Below are 22107 nucleotides of genomic sequence, written 5' to 3'. Positions count from 1 at the left end.
AGAGAACCGAGCACCACCGCCCGGCAGGACGCTGGGCGGCTCTAACAACAAGGACTAGGAGTGGACATGACCAAACGCATCGCATACGTCACCGGTGGCATGGGTGGTATCGGAACGGCGATCTGCCAGCGCTTGGCGCGCGATGGCTTCACCGTCATTGCCGGTTGCGGCCCGAACTCGCCGCGCAAGGCCAAGTGGCTCGAGCAGCAGAAGGCGCTCGGCTTTGATTTCATTCCGTCCGAGGGCAACGTCGGCGACTGGGAATCGACCAAGGCCGCATTCGACAAGGTCAAGGCAGAAGTGGGTGAGGTGGATGTTCTCATCAACAACGCCGGCATCACGCGCGACGTGGTGTTCCGCAAGATGACGCGTGCCGATTGGGACGCCGTGATCGACACCAACCTGACTTCGCTGTTCAACGTGACCAAGCAGGTCATCGATGGCATGGCGGACCGAGGCTGGGGCCGCATCATCAACATTTCGTCGGTGAACGGGCAGAAGGGGCAGTTTGGCCAGACCAACTACTCGACGGCCAAGGCCGGCCTGCACGGCTTCACGATGGCCCTCGCGCAGGAAGTCGCCACCAAGGGCGTGACGGTCAACACCGTGTCGCCGGGCTACATTGCCACGGACATGGTCAAAGCGATTCGTCAGGATGTGCTCGACAAGATCGTCGGCACGATTCCGGTCAAGCGACTCGGCGAGCCCGCGGAAATCGCTTCGATCTGCGCCTGGCTTGCCTCCGACGAGTCCGGTTTCGCCACGGGCGCGGACTTTTCCCTCAACGGCGGCCTGCACATGGGCTGACGCTCTCACGCCCATGCTGCACAATTGCTGCAGCATGGGCGCAGCATTCTTTCCCCCGGTTTGCCCCACGGTGTTGCGATGCTCGATTGCACTGCAGCAGGCTTGCGGCGCGTGATCCAGCCCACATCATGGTGCCGCTACGGCACCAAAATGCTGCGGGTTTCTACCGGGGGAGGTCGCCTTTTCTTTGCACGGCGATCCGCATAGAATCCAGTCACGGAGGCGCTTCGCGGGGAGACACCGGAGCGTCCGATCATAACCGGATGCATCTGCGTTGCCGCATTCGCACGCAGATCGGCACAGCAGCGCAACCGCGATTTTGCTGTGCCGATTTCGCACTGCATCGGCTGCACCGCAGCAGCATCGCCAACACGGAAAGGCACGATGGCCACCAGTAAGAAGGGCACCGAACGGCTGATCAAGAAATATCCCAACCGCCGGCTCTACGACACCCAGACCAGCACGTACATCACGCTGGCAGACGTCAAGCAGCTCGTGATGGACACCGAGGAGTTTCGCGTCGTGGATGCGAAATCCGGTGAAGACCTGACGCGCAGCATCCTACTGCAGATCATTCTGGAAGAGGAAACCGGCGGCGTGCCGATGTTCTCCGGCTCGATGCTTGCGCAGATCATTCGTTTTTACGGCCACGCCATGCAAGGCATGATGGGCACGTACCTGGAGAAGAACATCCAGGCCTTCATCGACATCCAGAACAAGCTGGCCGAGAACTCGAAGGACCTGTACAGCGGCAACACGTTCAACCCCGATATGTGGTCGCAGTTCATGAACATGCAGGGGCCGATGATGCAGGGCATGATGAGCAACTACATCGAGCAGAGCAAGAACCTGTTCGTGCAGATGCAGGAGCAGATGCAGAGCCAGGCCAAGAACATGTTCGGCACGTTCCCGTTCAACCAGCCGCCCGAAAAGAAGTAATCCTTCGGCCTGGAGAACAGGGCGAATCGCATGGCGGTTCGCCTTTTTGCTTTGGGGGCGGCAAATCGGGCAGCAGGGTAAAATGCGGCATTTCCGGCAAGGCGCGGCTTTGCCGGAGGATCACACCCCTCAGATTGCCCCCAAATGTTCGATGTCAGCCCCCGGCCTGCAGGCCGGTTGATCGCCTTTTTCACATGAGCCGCCTTTTGCTTGCCCCGATGGAAGGGGTTGCGGATTTCGTCATGCGCGACGTGCTGACACAGGCGGGAGGCTATGACGGCTGCGTCTCGGAATTCGTTCGCGTGACGGGTTCAGTGCTTCCGTTGCGCACCTACGAGCGCGAAACTCCTGAGATTGCCAACGGCGGCTACACCGCCAGCGGTACGCCGATGGTGATCCAGCTCCTCGGCAGTGATCCGGAATGGATGGCCCGCAACGCAGCCTATGCGGCGACGCTGTCACCGCATGGCATCGACCTGAACTTCGGGTGCCCCGCCAAGGTGGTGAACCGGCACGGCGGCGGTGCCATGCTGCTCGACACGCCGGAAGTCCTGCACGCCATCGTGCGGGCGGTGCGCGGTGCGGTGCCGCCGCACATTGCAGTGACGGCCAAGATGCGGTTGGGCGTTTCGGACACTTCGCGTGCGATTGACTGCGCGACGGCGCTGGCCGAAGGCGGCGCGGTGTCGCTGGTGGTGCATGCCCGCACGCGCGATCATGGCTATCGCCCGCCGGCACATTGGGACTGGATTGCGCGCATTGCGGGCGCAGTCAGCATCCCCGTCACGGCCAATGGCGAGGTCTGGACCGTGGCCGATTGGGAGCGCTGCCGCGCCGTCAGCGGCTGTGACGACGTGATGATCGGCCGTGGCGCCGTGTCCGACCCGTTCCTGGCCCAGCGCATTCGCGGCCAGATGGCGCGTGAGCCGTCCGCCGCCGAATGGCCGATCGTACTCGGCTACCTTGCCGACTATCTCAAGAAGTTGCACGCCCGCATCTCCGCCAAGCACGAGCACGGCCGCGTCAAGCTGTGGCTCGGCTACCTCAAGCGGACATGGCCCCAGGCCGCGGAACTGCACGACGCGATCCGCCGCCTGCACGACGCGCTGGAAATCGAGCGTGTGATCGAACAGGCCCGGCTCGCGCTGGGCCGCCCCGGCGCAGTGAACGGTTAAAATACGCCACCGCGCGGCGCGCCATGCGCTGCGCCATCCTCTCCCCACTTCAGGTTGTTCCCATGTCCGACGTCAGTACCCAGAGCCCGAAGGTGGGCTTCGTTTCGCTCGGTTGTCCCAAGGCCTTGGTCGATTCCGAGCAGATCATCACCCAGCTCCGAGCGGAGGGGTACGAGATCTCCGGCACGTATGGCGGGGCAGACCTGGTGGTGGTCAATACGTGCGGCTTCATCGACGAGGCCGTGCAGGAAAGCCTCGATGCGATCGGCGAGGCGCTGGCCGAGAACGGCAAGGTGATCGTCACCGGCTGCCTCGGCGCCAAGAAGGATGCCGCCGGCCAGGACATCATCACCAGCGTGCACCCGAAGGTACTGGCCGTCACCGGCCCCCATGCGCTCGGCGAAGTCATGGAAGCAGTGCACACGCACCTGCCCAAGCCGCATGATCCGTTCATTGACCTGGTGCCGCCGCAGGGCATCAAGCTCACGCCGAAGCATTACGCGTATCTGAAGATCTCCGAGGGCTGCAACCACCGCTGCAGCTTTTGCATCATCCCGTCGATGCGGGGCGACCTGGTTTCGCGTCCGGTGGCCGAAGTGATGCTGGAGGCGGAAAACCTGCTGAAAGCCGGTGTGAAAGAGCTGCTCGTGATCTCGCAGGACACCAGCGCCTATGGCGTCGACGTCAAGTTCCGCACGGGCTTCTGGAACGGCCGGCCGCTGAAGACGCGCATGACCGAGCTGGTGGCCGCGCTGGGCGAACTGGCCTCGCAATACGGCGCCTGGGTGCGCCTGCATTACGTCTATCCGTACCCGAGCGTGGACGAAGTGATGCCGCTCATGGCCGAGGGCAAGGTGCTGCCGTACCTGGACGTGCCGCTGCAGCACGCCCACCCGGATGTGCTCAAGCGCATGAAGCGCCCGGCCAATGCCGAGAAAACGCTGGACCGCATCCGCGCCTGGCGCGAGGTGTGCCCCGAGCTGACCATCCGCAGCACCTTCATTGCCGGTTTCCCAGGCGAGACGGAAGAGGAATTCCAGACACTGCTCGACTTTATCGCCGAGGCCGAGCTGGACCGCGTGGGCTGCTTCGCGTATTCGCCGGTCGAAGGCGCCACCGCCAACGATCTGCCCGGTGCACTGCCCGACGAGGTGCGCGAAGAGCGCCGCGCGCGCTTCATGGAAGTGGCCGAGCGCGTGTCGGCGCGCCGCCTGCAGCGCAAGGTCGGCAAGACGCTGCGCGTGCTGGTGGACGAGGTCAACCAGGATGGCGGGATCGGTCGTTCGTCGGCGGATGCGCCCGAAATCGACGGCCTGGTCTATGTCGCGCCGCCGTCCAAGTCGTACAAGCGCTACAAGGCCGGCGATTTCGTGTCGGTCAAGATCACCGGTGCCGATGGGCACGACCTGTGGGGCGAGGTCTGAGCCACTTAGGTAGTCTTACCTAAAATTTGCGAACGACCGTGCGCTTATACTGGCCGCCATCCAATTCTGATGGCATGGGAGACAGCAATGGCACGTGAAGTGGTGGTGGTCAGCGGCGTTCGTACCGCAATCGGGACGTTTGGCGGCAGCCTGAAGGACATGGCGCCGTGCGAACTGGGCGCGCTGGTCGTGCGCGAGGCGCTGGCCCGCGCCGGCGTGAAGGGCGAGGAGGTCGGCCACGTCGTGTTCGGCCACGTCATCAACACCGAGCCGCGCGACATGTATCTCTCGCGGGTGGCTGCCGTCAACGGCGGCGTGTCGGCCGAGACGCCCGCGTTCAACGTCAACCGCCTGTGCGGCTCGGGCCTGCAGGCCGTGGTGAGCGCCGCGCAGACCGTGCTGCTGGGCGATGCCGACATCGCCATTGCCGGCGGCGCCGAGAGCATGAGCCGCGCGCCGTACCTCGCTCCCGCCGCGCGCTGGGGCTCGCGCATGGGCGACGCCAAGATGGTCGACATGATGCTCGGCGCGCTGCACGACCCGTTCCACACGATCCACATGGGCGTGACGGCGGAAAACGTCGCCAGGGAATTCGGCATCAGCCGCGAGCAGCAGGACCAGACGGCGCTGGAATCGCACCAGCGCGCCTCGCGCGCCATCCGGGCCGGCTACTTCAAGGATCAGATCGTTCCGGTGACGATCAAGTCGCGCAAGGGCGACATCCAGTTCGACACCGACGAACACGTCCGCCACGACGCCACCATCGAAGATATGGCCAAGCTCAAGCCGGTTTTCGCAAAGGAGAACGGCACCGTCACCGCAGGCAACGCCTCGGGCCTGAACGATGCCGGTGCGGCGCTGGTGCTGATGGAGCGCTCGGTGGCTGAACAGCGTGGCCTCAAGCCGCTGGCGCGCCTCGTGTCGTACGGCCACGCGGGCGTGGAGCCGAAGATCATGGGGATCGGCCCGGTGCCGGCCACGCGCAAGGCGCTGGAACGTGCGGGCCTGTCGGTCAAGGATCTCGACGTCATCGAGGCGAACGAGGCATTCGCGGCCCAGGCCTGCGCCGTGACCAAGGAACTGGGGCTGGACCCGGCCAAGGTCAATCCGAACGGCTCGGGCATCTCGCTCGGCCACCCGATCGGCGCAACGGGGGCCCTCATTACGGTGAAGGCGCTGCACGAGCTGCAACGCATCGGTGGTCGCTACGCGCTGGTGACGATGTGTATTGGTGGAGGACAAGGCATTGCGGCGGTGTTCGAACGCATCTGAACGCTTTCTATCGATTGCACGCCTGACCCGGCCCGCCGGCGCGCTGCGTGCGCTGGTGCTGGCCGCAGGCGTTGCAGCTATGTCGGCGGCGTCTGCGCAAACGCCGTCTGCCAATAACGGCTACGACGTATCGACCGGCAGCATGACCGTGCAGCCGGGCGACCTCGGCCTGAACCGCGCCATCGCGGAGGGTGAAAAGCGCCGCGCTGCCAAGGCCGGCAATGGGTTCTCCGCCCAGACGCAGTCGCCCGCCGTGCTGCAGCCGCAGCCGGACTACGCAAAATATCCCGTCTACACCGGCGTGATCGGCGACGTGCCGATCCGCATGCGCCTGGGCCGCAAGCCTGGTGAGATCGACAGCGTCCACGGCGAATACGTAGCCGGCCAGCAACCGGGTGTACGCCTGGTGACAGGCGAATACGAAAACGGCGGCTTCCTCATGGAGGAGTCCGATGACGGCACGCACGTCACCGGCACGTGGGAGGGGGCGATCGATGCGCATGGCATCGTGCGCGGCACGTGGACCGATGTGGCCCACGACGGCCACACGCTGCCGTTTGTGCTCCGCCCCCTCGCCGTGGTGGTGATTCCGCCTTACGATGCCGCCGCCAACAGCAACGCGGCGGTCGCTGCAACGCCGCTGACGCCCGCGGCGCCCCTGGCACCGGGCCAGATTGCACCGCCGCCCGCGCTGCCAGCTGTCAATCCCGCACGGTCCGGCGCGCACTGGTAAGCTGACGGGCTGACCACCGAAGGTCGTCATCCGCCACTCATCAGGAATGTCTCGTGACCGACGATACCAAGCTCCCGCCCATGTTTCCCGCCACGAAAGCCGTCCACCCGGACCTGCAGATTCCACCCGGCTTTGCCGCGTTTTCTCAGGCCACGCATCGCGCGTCGACCGTCGTATTCAAGAACCTCGCCGACATGCGTGCCTTTGGCAGTGGCAGCGTGGTCCATTGGCGCTACGGCCTACATGCCACGCCAACGTCCGACGCGCTGTGCCAGGCGCTGGCGCAGATCGAGGGCGGCTCGCACACGCTGCTGCTGCCATCCGGGCTGGCCGCCATTTCGCTCGTGTACTTCACGCTCATCAAATCCGGCGATGACGTGTTGATTCCCGATAACGCGTACGGCCCCAACCGCGACCACGGCGAATGGATGGCGCGCCAGTTCGGCATCACCGTGCGGTATTACGACCCCATGATAGGCGCCGGCATTGCCGACCTCATTCGCCACAACACCAAGCTCGTGTGGCTTGAGGCGCCGGGTTCGGTGACGATGGAAGTGCCCGATTGCACGGCCATCGCCGAGGCGGCACGGGCGGCTGGCGCCATCACCGCCATCGACAACACGTGGAGCGGCGGCGTGTACTACCAGCCGTTTGCGCGTGGCATCGATATCTCGGTGCAGGCGCTGACCAAGTACCAGTCCGGTGGCAGCGATGTCCTCATGGGCGCGGCCATCACCAACGATGAAGCGCTGCACCAGAAGCTCCTCGCCACGCGCATGCGCATGGGGTGGGGCGTGTCGGCAGACGATTGCTATTTCGTGCTGCGCGGCCTGCCGAGCCTGCCGACGCGGCTGGCTGCCCACGACGCCCACGCGCGTGAAGTGGCGGAATGGCTTATGGACCGTCCCGAAGTCGTGCGCGTGCTGCATCCGGCGCTGCCGAGCTGCCCGGGCCATGAAAACTGGAAACGCGACTTTACCGGCGCAAGCGGCTTGTTCTCGATCGTGCTGCACGAGCGCTATTCGCAGGCACAGATCGATGCGTTCATCGAGGCCCTGCGCTATTTTGCGATCGGCTTTTCGTGGGGCGGCGCGCACAGCCTGGCGCTGCCATACAACATCCCGTCGATGCGCACGGCGACTGCTTGGCCGCCAGCCGATTGGGAAAACGCGGGTGGTTTCGTTCGCCTCTATATCGGCCTGGAAGACCCGCGCGACCTGATTGCCGATCTGAAGCAGGCGATGGAGACGCACCTGCGCGCTTGATCGGCCGGCATTGCGCCCCCGGGGCCACCGGCCAATATGCCGGTGGCGGCTATAGCGTTTCCAGCAGGCGCGCGATGACTTCCGGCGAGGGCAACTGGCCCTGCAGTTCCTTCGGCAGTGTCTTGGTGATTGCGTAGGTCGCCACGCCGATGGGCTTTCTCGCATCGCGCAAGGCGTATTCGACGATCGTGCGCTTCTTTTCCTTGCACAGGATGATGCCGATCGACGGATTCTCATCCTCCTGACGGACCTGTTCGTCGAGCGCAGCAAGATAAAACTGCATCTTGCCGACGAATTCGGGCTCGAATTTGCCGATCTTCAGTTCTATGGCCACGAGTGAGCGCAGGCGCCGGTGGAACAGCAGCAGGTCGATGAAATACTCGTCGCCCTCGACTTCAAGCCGGTACTGGCTGCCCATGAAGGCAAACATGCCGCCCATTGCGCGCAGGAAATCTTCGATGCGTTCGATCAGTGCGCGCTCGAGTTCGCGTTCGCTGTGCTGTTCGCCTAGTTCCAAAAAGTCGAAGGCGTATTCGTCCTTGACCGCCAGCTTGGCCTGCGCGCGCAGGGCAGGGGTGAGTGCCTTGTCGAAATTGGTTTGGCCGAGCAGCGATTTTTCGTAGCTCTGGTTGTCGATCTGGTGCGCCAGAACGTTCTTCGACCAGCCGAACTTGCGCGTCATGCGCAGATAGAACTCGCGCTGCTGGATGTCCTTGCAGCGCTCGAGAATGAGCACGTTGTGGCTCCAGCCGATTTCTCGCACCAGTGGTGCGAGTTTCGGCGCGCCGCTGTAGGTCTCGAAGAAGCCCTTCATGCGCCACAGGTTGGACGCCGAGAACCCGCCCGTGCCAGGGAAGCTCGCCTGCAGGTCGGCGGCCAACTGCTGCACCACGGCCTTCCCCCAGCCCTCGGCTTGCTGCCGGGCTACGATCAGCTGTCCGATGTCCCAGTACAGGCCCACCAGCTCCTTGTTAACGGCCCGCAGCGCGGCGTACTGCGCGGCCTGGATGCGCGCCTTGACCTCCGTCAGCAGCGCGGCGTAATCCTGCGGCTCCACCATGTCTCGCACCCCCGGTGCGAGTTTCTTGCGGGAGGATTGCGGGGCCGCCATGGCGTGGTCTCGACCTACCGGTGCGGAAACAGGTTCAGCAGGCCGTCGAGGCCGACCACATTGAACGCCACATCCGCCTGCGCCTGCACGATTGGCTTGGCGCGGAACGCCACGGACAGCCCGGCCACCCCCATCATCTTCAGATCGTTCGAGCCGTCACCCATGGCGATCGCGTTATCCGGCGACACGCCGAGCTCCTTGCAGAACGCCTTGAGCGTCTGCGCCTTGACGTCTGCATTGACGATTTCACCGAGGACGCGGCCGGTCAGCTTGCCGTCGACGATCTCCAGCGTATTGGCACGCGCGCGGTCAAGGCCCAGGCGTTCCTGCAGGCGCGAGGTGAAGAACTCGAAGCCACCGGATACAAGCAACGTACGGATGCCCATGGCCTGCACCGCCTTGAGCATCTTTTCGGCGCCCGGCGAGAGTTGCAGGCGTTCGTTGTAGACGCGTTCCAGGACGCTGGCATCCAGCCCCTTGAGCAGTTCGACCCGGCGCGTCAGGCTCTCGTTGAAATCCTTGATCTCGCCGCGCATGGAGGCTTCGGTGATCGCGGCGACCTGCGGCTTGAGCCCGCAGAAATCGGCAATCTCGTCGATGCACTCGATGGTGATGAGCGTTGAGTCCATGTCCATGGCCAGGACGCGGAAGTCGCCGAACGTCCACTCATCGGGAATCCACGCGTAGTCCATCTTCAGGCTCGCGCAGATGGCGTCGAGCTGGATGCGCAGTTCGCTGGGCAGTTCGTGCACCCAATCGATCGCCGCGACGTTGGGCGCGCGCATTTCGTAGGCAGCGGTGCCGAACAGGCTGCGGACGGATTCAATGTCGCCAGTGGACAGCGGCGACAGGCTTTGCAGGACGACGGGCATGAGAGAGAGGAGAGGGCGCCGGAAAGTCCGCTATTGTAGCGAACGCACCCGGCGGGGAGCCGCGTAATCAGGCCGACGGGGCGTCGAGCATCAGGCTGCGCGCAACCTTGGCGAGAAAGCGGTCGCAGGCCTCCAGCTGAGCGAGCTCGACGTATTCGTTGGCCTTGTGCGCCTGCTCGATGTTGCCCGGGCCGCACAGCACGGCCGGAATGCCGGCGCGCTGGAACAGGCCGGCTTCGGTGCCGTAGGCGACCTTGCGCTTGTCGTTGTCTTCGGTCAGCACGCGCACGAGCTGCGTGATCGCTGCCTGCTCCGAGGCGTCGAGCGACGGCGCGGCGGCAATCTCTTCGAGCTCGATGCGGGCGTCCGGATGTTCGCGCTGCATGGCTGGCTCGATCGTCTCGCGCACATAGCGCTCCACGCGCGCCCGGATGGCCGGCGCATCCACGCCCGGCAGGTTGCGGAACTCGAAGACCAGTTCGCACAGGGCAGGAATCGTGTTGAGCGCGATGCCGCCCTGGATCAGGCCCGTCGAGGCGGTGGTGAACGGCACGTCGAACGCCTCGTCGAACGGGCCCTTGGCGCGGAATTCATCGGCCAGGTCGCGCACGAAGCAGATGATGCGCGCCGCGTATTCGATGGCGTTCACACCCTGCGGCGTGAGCGACGAATGCGCGGCGCGGCCGTGCACCCGGCAGCGGTAGGCGTTGATGCCCTTGTGCGCAACGATGGGCCGCATGCTGGTGGGCTCGCCGACGATGCAGCCGGCGGGCTTGATGCCGCGCGCCACCAGGTCGTCGATCATGCGCGGCGCGCCCACGCAGCCGACTTCTTCGTCGTACGAGAGCGCAAGATGCACGGGCTCGCGCAGCTTGGCACCGAGCAGCTGCGGCACCAGCGCAAGCGACGACGCAATGAAGCCTTTCATGTCGCAGGTGCCGCGACCGTAAAGCCGGCCGTCCCGGATTTCCGGGGTGAACGGGTTGCTGTCCCATTTCTGCCCATCCACCGGCACCACATCGGTATGGCCCGACAGCACGATGCCGCCTTGCACGCTGCCGTTGGCGGCCGGAATGGTGGCGAACAGATTGGCCTTGTTGCGATCGTCGTTGTGCGAGAGGTGCGAATCGATGCCGAGGCCGCGCAGGTAGTCGCGCACGGTTTCGATGAGCGCAAGGTTGGAGCCACGGCTGGTGGTGTCGAAGCTGACGAGCTTGGTGGTCCAGTCGAGTGTGGAGAGGGCGGTCACGGCGGTGCTCATGTTGGTTTTTCCTTGTTCGCGTCGCTGCATCCTAGCGGATCACATCAATTGCCGCATGGCATGGCGAATGGTCTGCGCGAGCGCAGCGGTCTCGGCCGGGATGTTCTCGATACGCAGGCGGTCCTGCCCGGCCAGCTTGATCTGCCGGTTCTTCTGCACGAGGTCGATGATCTTGATGGCGTCGATGGGCGGGTTCGGCACGAACTGCAGCGTGACGGCGTTCGTGCCGGTGTCGATCTTGCGGATGCCCAGCGGCTGCGCGGCAATGCGCAGACGATGCGTCTCGATGAGCGACTGCGCCTGCGGCGGCAGCTTGCCGAAGCGGTCGATCAGCTCTTCCTGGATGTTGTCGATGGCCTCGCTGCTCTCGCAGTTGGCCAGGCGCTTGTACAGCGACAGGCGCTCCTGTACGTCGCCGCAATAGTCCTGGGGCAGCAGGGCAGGCGTGCCGAGGTTGATTTCGGTGGTGGCGGCCAGTGGCGCCATCAGATCGGGCTCCTTGCCCGCCTTGAGCGACTTCACCGCCTGGTTCAGCATGTCCGTGTAAAGCTGGAAGCCGATCTCGGAGATCTCGCCAGACTGCTTGTCGCCGAGCACCTCGCCGGCGCCGCGGATTTCCAGGTCGTGCATCGCCAGGTAGAAGCCTGAGCCAAGCTCCTCCATCTGCTGGATTGCCTCCAGGCGGCGCTGTGCCTGCTTGGTCAGCCCGTCCACATCGTGCACCAGCAGGTACGCATACGCCTGGTGGTGCGAGCGACCGACACGGCCGCGCAGCTGGTGCAGCTGCGCGAGGCCGAACTTGTCGGCGCGGTGGATGAGGATCGTGTTGGCCGTGGGCACGTCGATGCCGGTTTCGATGATCGTCGTGCACAGCAGGATGTTGGCGCGCTGGGCCACGAAATCGCGCATCACGCGCTCGAGTTCGCGCTCGTGCATCTGGCCGTGGGCGACCGCCACGCGTGCTTCCGGAATCAGTTCCTCCAGCTTGGCGCGCTTGTTCTCGATGGTCTCGACCTCGTTGTGCAGGAAGTAGACCTGGCCGCCGCGTTTCAACTCGCGCAGGATGGCCTCGCGCAGCACGCCGTCTTCCTCGCGGCGCAGGAACGTCTTGATGGCCAGGCGCTTTTGCGGCGCGGTCGCAATCACCGAAAAATCGCGCAGGCCTTCGAGCGCCATGCCCAGCGTACGCGGGATTGGCGTGGCCGTGAGCGTGAGCACGTCCACCTCGGCGCGCAGCGTCTTGAGCGCCTCTTTCTGACGCACGCCAAAGCGGTGTTCCTCGTCGATGATGACGAGCCCCAGGCGGTTGAACTTCACGTCAGGCGAGAGCAGCTTGTGCGTGCCGATCACGATGTCGATCGTGCCGGCGTTGATGGCTTCGATCGCGGCGTCGATCTCTTTCTTGTTCTTGAAACGCGAAATCTCGGCAATGCGCACCGGCCAGTCGGCAAAGCGGTCGACGAGCGTCTGGTAATGCTGTTCGGCCAGCAGCGTGGTCGGCGCGAGGATGGCCACCTGCTTGCCGCCCATCACCGCAACAAACGCGGCACGCAGCGCGACTTCCGTCTTGCCGAAGCCGACGTCGCCGCAGACGAGTCGGTCCATCGGCTTGCCAGACGTCATGTCGCCGATCACCGCAGCGATGGCGGCGGCCTGGTCGGGCGTTTCTTCAAAGCCGAAGCTCTCGGCAAACTTGACGTAGTCCTCCGGCGCAAGCGGGAAGGCAAAGCCCTGGCGCATTGCACGGCGTGCGTACAGGTTCAGCAGTTCGGCCGCCGTGTCGCGGATCTGCTGCGCCGCCTTGCGCTTGGCCTTTTCCCACTGGCCCGAGCCCAGCGAGTGCAGCGGCGCCGTTTCCGGATCGGCGCCCGAGTAGCGCGAGATCACGTGCAGCTGGTGCACCGGCACGTACAGCTTGCTGCCCTTGTCATAATCGAGGTGGAGGAATTCCTCCTCGCCGTTGCCCGTGTCCACCGACACCAGGCCCTGGTAGCGCCCGATGCCGTGCTCGCTGTGCACCACCGGGTCGCCGATCTTCAGTTCGGCCAGGTCGCGCACCATCGAATCGACGGCGGTGGCCTGTTCCTGCTTGCGACGGCCGGCGCGACGCGTGGTTTGCGCGTACAGCTCGGTCTCGGTGATGAAGGCGATGCGCTCGTCGCCGAGGATGAACCCCTGGTAAAGCGGCGCCACGCCGAGGACGAACTTCGCGTCGCCGGCGAGCAGGTCGGCGAAATCGGCCACGCCTTCCGGATGCAGGCCGCTGGCCGCGAGCATCTGCGCGAGCGTCTCGCGGCGGCCGGCGGATTCGGCGCAGATCATCACGCGGCAGTTGCCGCGCATCAGGAAGGATTCGAGGTTGACGAGCGGATCTTCCGCACGCCGGTTGACGGCCACGTTGGGCAGCGGCAGCGACAGCGGCGCGTCGCCGGGCTCGGTGCGCAGCACGAGACGGGCATGCGGCTTGGCGGCCACGAAGAACGATTCTTCGTCGAGGTACAGCGCCGAAGGCTGCAGCAAGGGCCGCTCGCGGTCGTGGCGCATGAAGTTGTAGCGCTGCGTGGTGTCGGCCCAGAAGCGGCGCACCGCACCTTCGATGTCGCCCACGAAGGCCAGGTGCGTGGCGCCCGGCAGATAGTCGAAGAGCGTGGCGGTCTCTTCAAAGAACAGCGGCAGGTAGTATTCGATGCCGGCCGAAGGCACGCCGTTGCCGATGTCTTTGTAGATCGGCGAGCGCGTCGGGTCGCCCTCGAACACCTCGCGCCAGCGGCCGCGGAAGGCCGTGCGCGACGCTTCGTCCATCGGGAATTCACGGCCGGGCAGCAGGCGCACTTCGTTCACGGGGTAGAGGCTGCGCTGCGTGTCGGGGTCGAACGCGCGGATGGTCTCGATCTCGTCGCCAAACAGGTCGAGCCGGTACGGCAGCGGCGAGCCCATCGGGAACAGGTCGATCAGGCCGCCGCGCACCGAGTATTCGCCGGGGCGCATGACGGCGCTGACGTGTTCGTAGCCGGCCAGCGTGAACTGCGCCTTGAGTGCCGCCTCGTCCAGCTTTTCGCCCTTCTTGAAGAAGAACGTGTAGGCCGCCAGAAAGGACGGCGGAGCGATGCGCTGCAATGCCGTCGATGCCGGCACCAGCAGGATGTCGCACGCGCCATTCTGCAGATCGTGCAGCGTGGCCAGCCGTTCGGAGATCAAGTCCTGGTGCGGCGAGAAATTGTCGTACGGCAGCGTCTCCCAGTCCGGCAGCAGCTTCACATGGGCCTGCGGAGCAAACCAGCGCAGTTCTTCCGCCAGGCGCTGCGCATCGACGGCATTGGCGCAGATCACCGCCAGCATCGGCACGGCAGCGCGATGCTGTTCGAGATAGCGCGCCAGGAGCAGGGCGTCCGCCGCGCCCTGCAGGCCGCTGAAGAGGAAGCGCTGGCCTGGTTTGACGACGGGCAGGGCAGAAAGCGAGAAATCGGACATGGGACGTCAAGATCGGAGGACAAAGCACGACACCCCGCCGGCATGTGCAGGCGGGGTGTCGTGACGCTGACCGCTATTATAAAATCCGCGCCAGCCGCGCGCTTGCACGGGCCCAAACCGACGCAAATCCTGCGCCCACGTCCCATTCTTCCGCCCTTCATGACGACTTCCCGCCCTGGCCGACGCCGTTTTGCGCTGATTCCGTCTGCGGGTACCGGCTCGCGTGCCGGGGGCGATCTGCCAAAGCAGTATCAATCGGTCGCCGGGCGGCCGATGCTGTGGCATACCGCGCAGGCGTTCCTGGCGAGCGCTGAAATCGATACGGTGCTGATCGTTACCACACCCGGCACAGAGCCGCTCGTGCAGCGGTTTCCCGGCTGCGGTTTCGACGTGCCCGGACTGGTGGAGGTCGATTGCGGCGGCGATTCGCGCCACGCGTCCGTCATGCATGGCCTGGCGGCGTTGCGAAGTCTCGGTGCAGAAGATGGCGACTGGGTGCTGGTGCACGACGCCGCGCGCCCCGGCCTGACGCCGGCGCTGGTCGCGCGTCTGATCGCGGCCGTTGAGGCGGAGGGCGCGCACGCGGCGGGCGGCATTCTCGCGCTGCCGGTGGCCGACACGCTCAAGCGCGCCGACGGCACCCAGCATATCGACGCCACGATCCAGCGCGAGGGCCTCTGGCAGGCGCAGACACCGCAGATGTTTCCGCTGGGCCTGCTGGAACGCGCCTTGCGTGACGCGCTGGCGCAGCACCGCATCGTCACCGACGAGGCGAGCGCCATGGAAGCCTGCGGGCACAAACCGCTGCTGGTGGCGGGCGCGCTGCGCAACTTCAAGGTGACGTATCCCGACGATTTCGCGCTGGCCGAGGCCATCCTGGCGCAGGCCAGCCACGACTGAGAGAAAGGACCACACGCATGAACTGGATGGACATCCGCATCGGTCAGGGCTACGACGTGCATGCGCTCGTGGAGGGCCGCAAGCTGATCCTCGGCGGCGTGGAGATTCCGCACACGCGCGGCCTGCTCGGCCACTCCGACGCCGACGCGCTGCTGCACGCGATTACCGATGCGCTGTTCGGCGCGGCCGGCCTCGGTGACATTGGCCGGCATTTTCCCGATACCGATCCTGCCTTTGCCGCCGCCGACAGCCGCGTATTGCTTCGTGAAGCCGTGCGCCGCGTGCGCCACGCTGGCTACGCCGTCGGCAATGTCGATGCGACGGTGATCGCGCAGAGGCCCAAGCTCGCTCCGCACGTGCCCGGCATGATCGCCAACCTGGCCGAAGACCTTGGCATCGCCCGCGAGCGCTGCAACGTCAAGGCAAAGACGAACGAACAGCTCGGCTTTGAAGGCAAGGAGGAAGGCGTCGTCGCGCAGGCCGTCGTGCTCATCTATCGCGCGGAAGCCGCCGAGCAGGACTGAGCTTGCGCCTCGCCGCACGCCATGCCCGACGGCAGCCCGGATCGCTCGGCGCTGCCGTTGTCATTTGCACGCCCGCTGCGCCATGCCGCTATTCGGCGGCGATCACGACCGCCGCGGCGTTGACGACCGAGGCAATGCGGCCTACATCGCGCAACTGCTGCGTGGTCATGCCGATCTCCTTGAGCAGCTTGTAGTGTGAGCTGACACAGAAGTGGCACTTGCCGACGATGGACGCTGCCAGGGCATACATCTCGAAGCGGCGCTTGTCGATGCCGCCGTGGCTGGCATAGGCATTCATGCGCAGCTCCGCGCGCTGCGTCTTCAGGTCGGCGTCGTCGGCCATCTCAACGAACGGATACCACGTGTTGTTCATGCCCATGAGCGCGGCCGCGGTCAGCACGCCGGTGGTCTCTTGCGGAGACAGCACGCCGGCGTTGCGGATGACGTCCACCAGCACCTTGCTCCTGGCTGCAAACGCCGCTGCCAATGCCACGCCCACCGCGTCGGGGCCCTCCAGCGAGGAACGCGCGATCGTACCGTCGAGATTGAGCCGGATGTCTTTCGCGTAGTCGGGAATCAGGCCCTTGATGGTCTGCAGAAATTCCATGGGGATCTCCTTTCTGCCGCGGCGGAGCCAGAAAGAAAGCCCGCCCAAGGGCGGGCTTCGAACCGGATCAGCGCCGGGTGGCCGTTACAGCGTGGCACCGCCAACGGCACGGTTGCACGGGCAGAGCTCGTCGGTTTGCAGGCCGTCGAGAATGCGCAGCACCTCATCCGGGTTGCGGCCCACGTTCAGGTTGTTGACCGAAACGTGCTGGATCACGTTGTCCGGGTCGACGATGAACGTCGCGCGCAATGCGACGCCCGCTTCATGCTCGCGCACGCCGAGCTGGTCGATCAGCGCGCCGGTCGTGTCGGCAAACGACCACTGGTTCAGCTTATTGAGATCCTTGTGCTCGCGGCGCCACGCGAGTTTGACGAATTCGTTGTCCGTCGAGCCGCCCATCACGATGGTGTCGCGGTCGGCAAAGTCCTGATTGAGCTTGGCAAAGGCCACGATCTCGGTCGGACATACGAACGTGAAGTCTTTCGGATAGAAGAAGATGACCTTCCACTTGCCCGGGAACGAGGTCTCGGTGATGCCTTCGAATGCCGACTCGCCGTTTTCCTCGTGGTTGTTGAATCCCGGCTTGACGCCGACGACCTTGAACGGTTCGAGCTTGTCACCAATGGTCTTCATGGGCTTCTCCTGGAGGGGTGCGGCAATGGAAAGGGGCTTGCAAGCACGAGCTCACACCCGGGCGGCAAACGGGGGGGGCGGGCGAGCGCAGGCGAAGCTTGCGGCATGGACCGGCAAGGCCGCGCAGCCTGGCGGCTGCATTATTGGCGATGAACAGGCAGGCGGCCAATTGATAATCTCAAAGCCGCGCATAGCCCAGCCAGTACGGCCTGGGCGGCCGCACATGTCAGGCAGGGGAAGCAGGGGATGTGCCCGGCGCCCAGTGCGTCAGACGCGTGCGTAGCAGGCGCAGACGATGAGGCCGGTCTCGGGCGGCGTGCGGTTCTCGAGGGTCAGACGACCGCCGCTGCGCTGCAGGATGCGATTGACGATCGACATGCCCAGGCCGGCGCCCTTGGCTTCGCTGCGGGCAGATTCCAGCCGGTAGAACGGGCGAGTGAGCAAGGCAAGCTGGTCCGGCGGCACGCCCGCACCGCGATCGGCCACGCACAACACAACTTCGTTGCCCCGGAGCACGGTGCTGACGGTGATCTCCGCGCGGCCGGTGCCGGGCGTTTTGCCGTAGCGGCGCGCATTTTCGATCAGGTTGTCGAGAATGCGCTGCGTCTCCATCCGGTTACAGCGGGCGATGGCTTCGGGCGCCAGCTTGAGGGTGAGGTCGATGTCGTCGTGCGCGGAATAGACGGGCGCCGTGTCGCGCACGAGCTCGGTCAGGTCCACGGCTTCGAGCATTTCACCGCTGGGGCGCGCGTAGTCGAGAAACTGCCCGATGATGGCGTCCATCTGTTCGATGTCGGCCACCATAAGCTCGCGTGTCTGGTCGTCGACCGGGCTCATCTCGGTTTCCAGCCGCAGGCGCGTGAGCGGTGTGCGCAGGTCGTGCGAAATGCCGGCCAGCATGACGGCGCGGTCTGCCTCCAACTGCTTGAGGTCACGCACCATCTGGTTGAAGCTGTGATTGGCCTGCGCCACCTCGGTGCCGCCGCCTTCGGGCAGCGGCTTTGGATCATCGCCGGCGCTGATGGCGCGCGCCGTGTCGGCCAGGCGCTTGAGCGGCTGGTTCACGCGTGACGTAATGAAGGCCGCACCCAGCACCGACAGCACCAGCGCCGCCGTCGACCACCACAGCCATTGCACGCCGGGCACGCGCTCGAAGCGGTCAGGACTGATGGCGACCCAGTAATCGTCGCCCTCGATCTGGAAGCTCACCCACACGCCCGGGATGTCGTTGACCGCCGTGGCGATCACCGTCTCGGCGCCGAGCCGGTTACGGATCTCGTGCTGCACAAGTTGCGTGAGGTACGGGTTGGTATGCGGCTCGCGGTATTCGTCTTCGCGCTCACGCGGGTAGACCTTGATGCCTTCGTTCTGTACGAGGTCGAGCAGCAGGAAGCGCCGGCGCGTGGGGTCGGAATACAGCAGCGCCGCGCGCGTGAGCTTGACCACGCTCACCACCTGCATGGCGATCTGCTGCGCGCGCGGCTCGCGCTCGAAAATGCGGAAGCTCTGGAACCACACGCCCAGCGAGATCGCGATGAGCAGGGCGATCAGCATGAAGGTCCGCCAGAACAGCGAGCCGAACACACTGATCAATAGACGCCGCAACGCGGCCGGACGCGGGATGCGCAAGTCGGTGCGGGGATGAAGGGTTGAAGGCCGGTCTTACTTGGCGCCGTCGGGGATGAACACGTAGCCCAGGCCCCAGACCGTCTGGATGAAGCGCGGGTTGCTCGGATCCGGTTCGATCAGCTTGCGCAGGCGCGAGATCTGCACGTCGAGGCTGCGGTCGAAGACTTCGTATTCACGGCCGCGCGCCATTTCCATGAGCTTCTCGCGCGATAGGGGTTGGCGCGGATGGCGTGCAAACACCTTCAGGACGGAGAATTCGCCCGTTGTGAGCGTGATCTCTTCGTCGTTCTTCTTGAGCGTGCGCGTTGCCAGGTTCAGCACAAAGTCGCCAAATGCGAAGGTCTCGGGCGTTTCGGATGGCGCGCCGGGAATCTCGGCCGGGCCGCGGCGGCGCAGCACGGCGTGGATGCGCGCGATCAGTTCGCGCGGATTGAACGGCTTGGGCAGGTAGTCGTCGGCGCCCATTTCGAGGCCGACGATGCGATCGACGTCTTCACCCTTGGCGGTGAGCATGATGATGGGCGTCTGATCATTCGCACCGCGCAAACGGCGGCAGATCGACAGGCCGTCTTCGCCCGGCATCATCAGGTCGAGCACCAGCAGGTCGAAGCGCTCGCGCAGCCAGAGTTTGTTCATGGCCGTGGCGTTTTCCGCCACCAGCACGGTGAAGCCCTGTTCCCCCAGGTAGCGGCGCAGCAGGTCACGCAGGCGGGGGTCGTCGTCCACGACGAGAATCTTATGACTGGAATTTTCCATGGCGCTAATGGTAACGACAAAAACATGGGCCCGAGGCGCTGTGAAAGCCCAATTGAAACAGACGGTTACATTATTTACCGGCCCACGTGAACAGGGCGCAGGACGCGCGGCTACACTGCCTTGGCAGTTCCTCGCAGCAGTTTGGGGTCTGTCGACCCCCGCGGAGGGGACTGGCGTGCAATGCGGTTGCCTGTTATCGATTGTCGCGCAATGATGCATGGCGCATCGGTTTCCAGCAACAAGGACGTGGCTTCTCAATCCCCTTTTTCGACTCGGTCAGGAATATTTCGGCGGCATCTGGTGCTGCTGGCTTGTGCGGCCGGCCTGTGCATGGCTGGCTTGCCGGCGCACGCGCGTGGCGACCGCGGCGGTTTTGGCGGCTTCGGCGGCTTTTTCGGCGGCGGACATGCCATGCAGGCCGGTGGACCGGAGAAAAGGGGCGGGCAGGGGCAGGCGCACGGCCGAGGCAGCGAAGAGCGCAGCCGACGTGCCGCCGCCATGGAAAACCGCCGTGGCGAGAACGCCGATCGACCAGGTCCGCAGCGCAAGCTGTCTCCCGAGGAACGCAAGCAATTGCGTCAGAACATCTACGACGTCACGCGCGATCTTTACCATCGCGGCGGGTAGGTCGGCGCGGGAAACGGCGCGCAAGTCGCTGCCCCGGCCGCAACGCAATTGCGTGGCGTCGAGAGAATAGGGCAATGGGGCCGATTCGGGGGACCAACATGCGTATCCGTACCACAGCACTATGGGTGGCGCTGGCCGCCAGCGTTCTTTGCCTGCCGGCCACGCAAGCGGCGGCGCAGGGCAAGCCGCAACGGCATTCCACGCACGTCAAGGCGGCCGTCGCCGAGGAGCAGCGCCTCGATCGCGACGAGGCGCGCTACTTCCTGACCCGCATCGGCTTTGCGCCTTCCGAAAGCGAGCTTGACGCCTACGCAGGGCTCACGCACCGCGAAGCCGTCGATCGCGTGCTCGCCCAGACGGGCACTGTTGCCACGCAGCCGCCGCCTGCGTGGGTGAACGAGCCGATCCTTCCCTATGACAAGCTCGCCGACGAAGACGCCCGCAAGGCTGCGAGACGCACCAACGCGGCGCACGAACTCGAGCTGCGCGCATGGTGGCTCGGCGAAATGATCCAGACGCCGTCACCGCTGACCGAGCGCATGACGCTGTTCTGGCACAACCATTTCGTGTCGAGCTCGCAGAAGGTCCCGTTTGCGCAGTTGATGTATCGACAGAACGTGCTGCTGCGGCAGAACGCGGTCGGCAACTTCGGCGCCATGCTCCATGCCGTCGCCAAGGACCCGGCGATGCTGATCTACCTGGATGGCGCGCAGAGCCGCAAAGGCAAGCCCAACGAGAACTTCGCGCGCGAGGTGATGGAGCTCTTCACGCTGGGTGAAGGCCATTACAGCGAACAGGACATCAAGGAAGCTGCCCGTGCCTATACCGGCTGGAGCGTCGACCGCGACCACGACTTTGCGTATGTCTGGCGGCCGCAGATCCACGACACCGGCGTGAAGACGGTGTTCGGCCAGAGCGGCGACTACGACGGCGACCAGATGCTGGACATCCTGCTGTCTCGCCCCGAGACAGCGACGTTTATCGTCACCAAGCTGTGGCGCGAGTTCGTTTCGCCCGATCCGGATGCGGCGCAGGTGCAGCGTGTGGCCGATGCGTTCCGCGCCAGCGGCTACGACATCAAGGTCGCGTTGCGCGAGTTGTTGATGACCCCGGCGTTCTGGGCGCCGCAGTCGCGCGCGACGCTGGTGAAGTCGCCGGTCGAGATGATCGTCGGCACGCTCAAGGCATTCAACGTGCAGTATTCCGACCCGACGCCGTTTGCGATCAAGGCCGCGCAGCTTGGGCAGAATCTGCTGGCGCCGCCCAACGTCAAGGGTTGGCCCGGCGGCGATGCGTGGATCAACTCCAACACGCTGCTGGGGCGCAAGCAGTTTCTCGATCAGCTCTTCCGCTCGACGGAGATGAAGGCGCCCGCGCAGGCACAGAAGCCCGCCGTGGTGATGGCCTCCATGCGTGAAGCGCTGAACCAGGGCGGCGCGGTGCAGGGCCTGGGCCAGGCCCTCAAGGGCATGGGGCAGGAAGGCCGCTTCAAGCTCGCGCAATCGCAGACGATGGTGTCGTTCAACGCGGCCACGTGGCTTGCGCAGTTCGGCGCGAATGCGGACGACCCGCCGCCGCTCACCTCGCGCATCTCCATTCAGCGGGCCGTGTTGCCGATCGAGCCGACGGCGCCGATTCCCGTCAAGCTGGCAGGCACGGCGTATCTGCGCACGCTGCTGATGGACCCGGCTTACCAGTTGAAGTAGCGCCATCGCTGCAGGAGCACACATCATGAAACGTCGCGATTTTCTCAAAGCAGGCGCCATGCTCGGCCTTGGTGGCACTGCACCCGGGATCGTCTTCGCGCAGGGCGAAGATCGTCGCAAAGGCTATGGCAACCTGCTCATTCTCATCGAACTCAAGGGCGGCAACGACGGGCTGAACACCGTGGTGCCGTACACAAGCGCGCAGTACTATGCGCTGCGCCCGCGCATTGCCATCAAGCGCGAACAGGTGCTGCAGCTCGATGACCGCTACGGCCTGCATCCGTCGCTGCAGGCCATGATGCCGCTGTGGCAGGCGGGTGAGCTCAGTGTGGTGCAGGGGTTGTCGTATCCGCAGCCGAATCTCTCGCATTTCCGCTCCATCGAGATCTGGGACA

The 22107-nt window shown here is 65.0% G+C and carries 20 protein-coding genes; 11 read left to right on the top strand and 9 right to left on the bottom strand.

All coding sequences use genetic code 11. The features are described 5' to 3' along the window. Nucleotides 1-66 precede the first annotated feature (66 nt). The 7 genes from A6M56_RS17305 (at nt 67) to A6M56_RS17275 (ending at nt 7615) form a co-directional block, all read left to right on the top strand. A complete protein-coding gene (locus A6M56_RS17305; RefSeq protein WP_045786938.1) occupies nt 67-807 on the top strand; it encodes a 3-ketoacyl-ACP reductase in 741 nt (246 codons plus the stop codon). 384 nt (nt 808-1191) lie between these two features. Continuing rightward, nucleotides 1192-1746 (top strand): polyhydroxyalkanoate synthesis repressor PhaR, encoded by a 555-nt coding sequence (gene phaR / locus A6M56_RS17300; protein ID WP_045786937.1) that lies wholly within the window; start codon nt 1192-1194, stop codon nt 1744-1746. 194 nt (nt 1747-1940) lie between these two features. Then, nucleotides 1941-2921, top strand: coding sequence for a tRNA dihydrouridine synthase (locus A6M56_RS17295; protein ID WP_062738504.1), 981 nt, complete (start codon nt 1941-1943; stop codon nt 2919-2921). 62 nt (nt 2922-2983) lie between these two features. Then, a complete protein-coding gene (rimO, locus tag A6M56_RS17290) occupies nt 2984-4345 on the top strand; it encodes a 30S ribosomal protein S12 methylthiotransferase RimO (RefSeq protein ID WP_045786935.1) in 1362 nt (453 codons plus the stop codon). Between the two features lie 87 nt (nt 4346-4432). Further along, complete coding sequence (gene bktB / locus A6M56_RS17285) at nt 4433-5617, top strand: beta-ketothiolase BktB (RefSeq protein ID WP_102079843.1); 1185 nt, start codon at nt 4433-4435, stop codon at nt 5615-5617. Beyond that, the gene (locus tag A6M56_RS17280) at nt 5592-6350 is read left to right on the top strand and encodes a hypothetical protein (RefSeq protein WP_045786933.1); all 759 of its coding nucleotides are present in this window, start codon (nt 5592-5594) and stop codon (nt 6348-6350) included. The genes bktB and A6M56_RS17280 overlap by 26 nt, the downstream gene beginning before the upstream one ends. Nucleotides 6351-6403: 53 nt before the next feature. After that, nucleotides 6404-7615, top strand: coding sequence for a cystathionine beta-lyase (locus tag A6M56_RS17275; protein ID WP_045786932.1), 1212 nt, complete (start codon nt 6404-6406; stop codon nt 7613-7615). Nucleotides 7616-7664: 49 nt separating this feature from the next. Here A6M56_RS17275 and A6M56_RS17270 read toward each other — a convergent pair whose 3' ends face one another. From A6M56_RS17270 to mfd, 4 genes are all read right to left on the bottom strand, one after another. Then, nucleotides 7665-8726 (bottom strand): PDDEXK nuclease domain-containing protein, encoded by a 1062-nt coding sequence (locus tag A6M56_RS17270; RefSeq protein WP_062738506.1) that lies wholly within the window; start codon nt 8724-8726, stop codon nt 7665-7667. Nucleotides 8727-8740: 14 nt separating this feature from the next. After that, nucleotides 8741-9598: a phosphoserine phosphatase SerB gene (gene serB / locus A6M56_RS17265; protein ID WP_102079842.1), complete on the bottom strand. Its 858-nt coding sequence runs from the start codon at nt 9596-9598 to the stop codon at nt 8741-8743. Between the two features lie 67 nt (nt 9599-9665). After that, nucleotides 9666-10859: an acetylornithine deacetylase gene (gene argE, locus A6M56_RS17260; RefSeq protein ID WP_045786929.1), complete on the bottom strand. Its 1194-nt coding sequence runs from the start codon at nt 10857-10859 to the stop codon at nt 9666-9668. 39 nt (nt 10860-10898) lie between these two features. Next, nucleotides 10899-14330, bottom strand: coding sequence for a transcription-repair coupling factor (gene mfd, locus A6M56_RS17255; protein ID WP_102079841.1), 3432 nt, complete (start codon nt 14328-14330; stop codon nt 10899-10901). Nucleotides 14331-14489: 159 nt separating this feature from the next. Here mfd and ispD point away from each other — a divergent pair, with 159 nt between their 5' ends. Together ispD and ispF are read left to right on the top strand one after the other, a co-directional pair. Continuing rightward, nucleotides 14490-15230, top strand: a complete 741-nt coding sequence (ispD, locus tag A6M56_RS17250) for a 2-C-methyl-D-erythritol 4-phosphate cytidylyltransferase (protein WP_102079840.1) — start codon at nt 14490-14492, stop codon at nt 15228-15230. A gap of 17 nt (nt 15231-15247) precedes the next feature. Then, on the top strand, nt 15248-15754 hold the full coding sequence (gene ispF / locus A6M56_RS17245) for a 2-C-methyl-D-erythritol 2,4-cyclodiphosphate synthase (protein ID WP_102079839.1): 507 nt from the start codon (nt 15248-15250) through the stop codon (nt 15752-15754). An 88-nt stretch (nt 15755-15842) separates the two neighbouring features. Here ispF and A6M56_RS17240 read toward each other — a convergent pair whose 3' ends face one another. The 5 genes from A6M56_RS17240 to A6M56_RS17220 form a co-directional block, all read right to left on the bottom strand. Next, nucleotides 15843-16361, bottom strand: a complete 519-nt coding sequence (locus tag A6M56_RS17240) for a carboxymuconolactone decarboxylase family protein (protein WP_045786925.1) — start codon at nt 16359-16361, stop codon at nt 15843-15845. Between the two features lie 84 nt (nt 16362-16445). After that, nucleotides 16446-16994, bottom strand: coding sequence for a peroxiredoxin (locus tag A6M56_RS17235; protein WP_045786924.1), 549 nt, complete (start codon nt 16992-16994; stop codon nt 16446-16448). A gap of 267 nt (nt 16995-17261) precedes the next feature. Then, on the bottom strand, nt 17262-18623 hold the full coding sequence (locus A6M56_RS17230; RefSeq protein WP_045786923.1) for an ATP-binding protein: 1362 nt from the start codon (nt 18621-18623) through the stop codon (nt 17262-17264). A 33-nt stretch (nt 18624-18656) separates the two neighbouring features. Then, nucleotides 18657-19379, bottom strand: coding sequence for an osmolarity response regulator transcription factor OmpR (ompR, locus tag A6M56_RS17225; protein WP_045786922.1), 723 nt, complete (start codon nt 19377-19379; stop codon nt 18657-18659). Nucleotides 19380-19655: 276 nt separating this feature from the next. Beyond that, complete coding sequence (locus A6M56_RS17220; RefSeq protein WP_180964233.1) at nt 19656-20081, bottom strand: hypothetical protein; 426 nt, start codon at nt 20079-20081, stop codon at nt 19656-19658. A 23-nt stretch (nt 20082-20104) separates the two neighbouring features. Between A6M56_RS17220 and A6M56_RS17215 the strand changes: the two genes are divergently transcribed. Both A6M56_RS17215 and A6M56_RS17210 read left to right on the top strand, forming a co-directional pair. Beyond that, nucleotides 20105-21712, top strand: a complete 1608-nt coding sequence (locus A6M56_RS17215) for a DUF1800 domain-containing protein (protein WP_045786920.1) — start codon at nt 20105-20107, stop codon at nt 21710-21712. 25 nt (nt 21713-21737) lie between these two features. Further along, nucleotides 21738-22107, top strand: a 370-nt coding sequence (locus tag A6M56_RS17210; RefSeq protein ID WP_286758255.1) for a DUF1501 domain-containing protein, incomplete at its 3' end; no start/stop codon positions are given.

It is taken from the genome of Ralstonia sp. RL (genome assembly GCF_001683835.1).
GTDB lineage: Bacteria > Pseudomonadota > Gammaproteobacteria > Burkholderiales > Burkholderiaceae > Ralstonia > Ralstonia mannitolilytica.
This window is presented reverse-complemented; position numbering and strand designations above follow the sequence as displayed.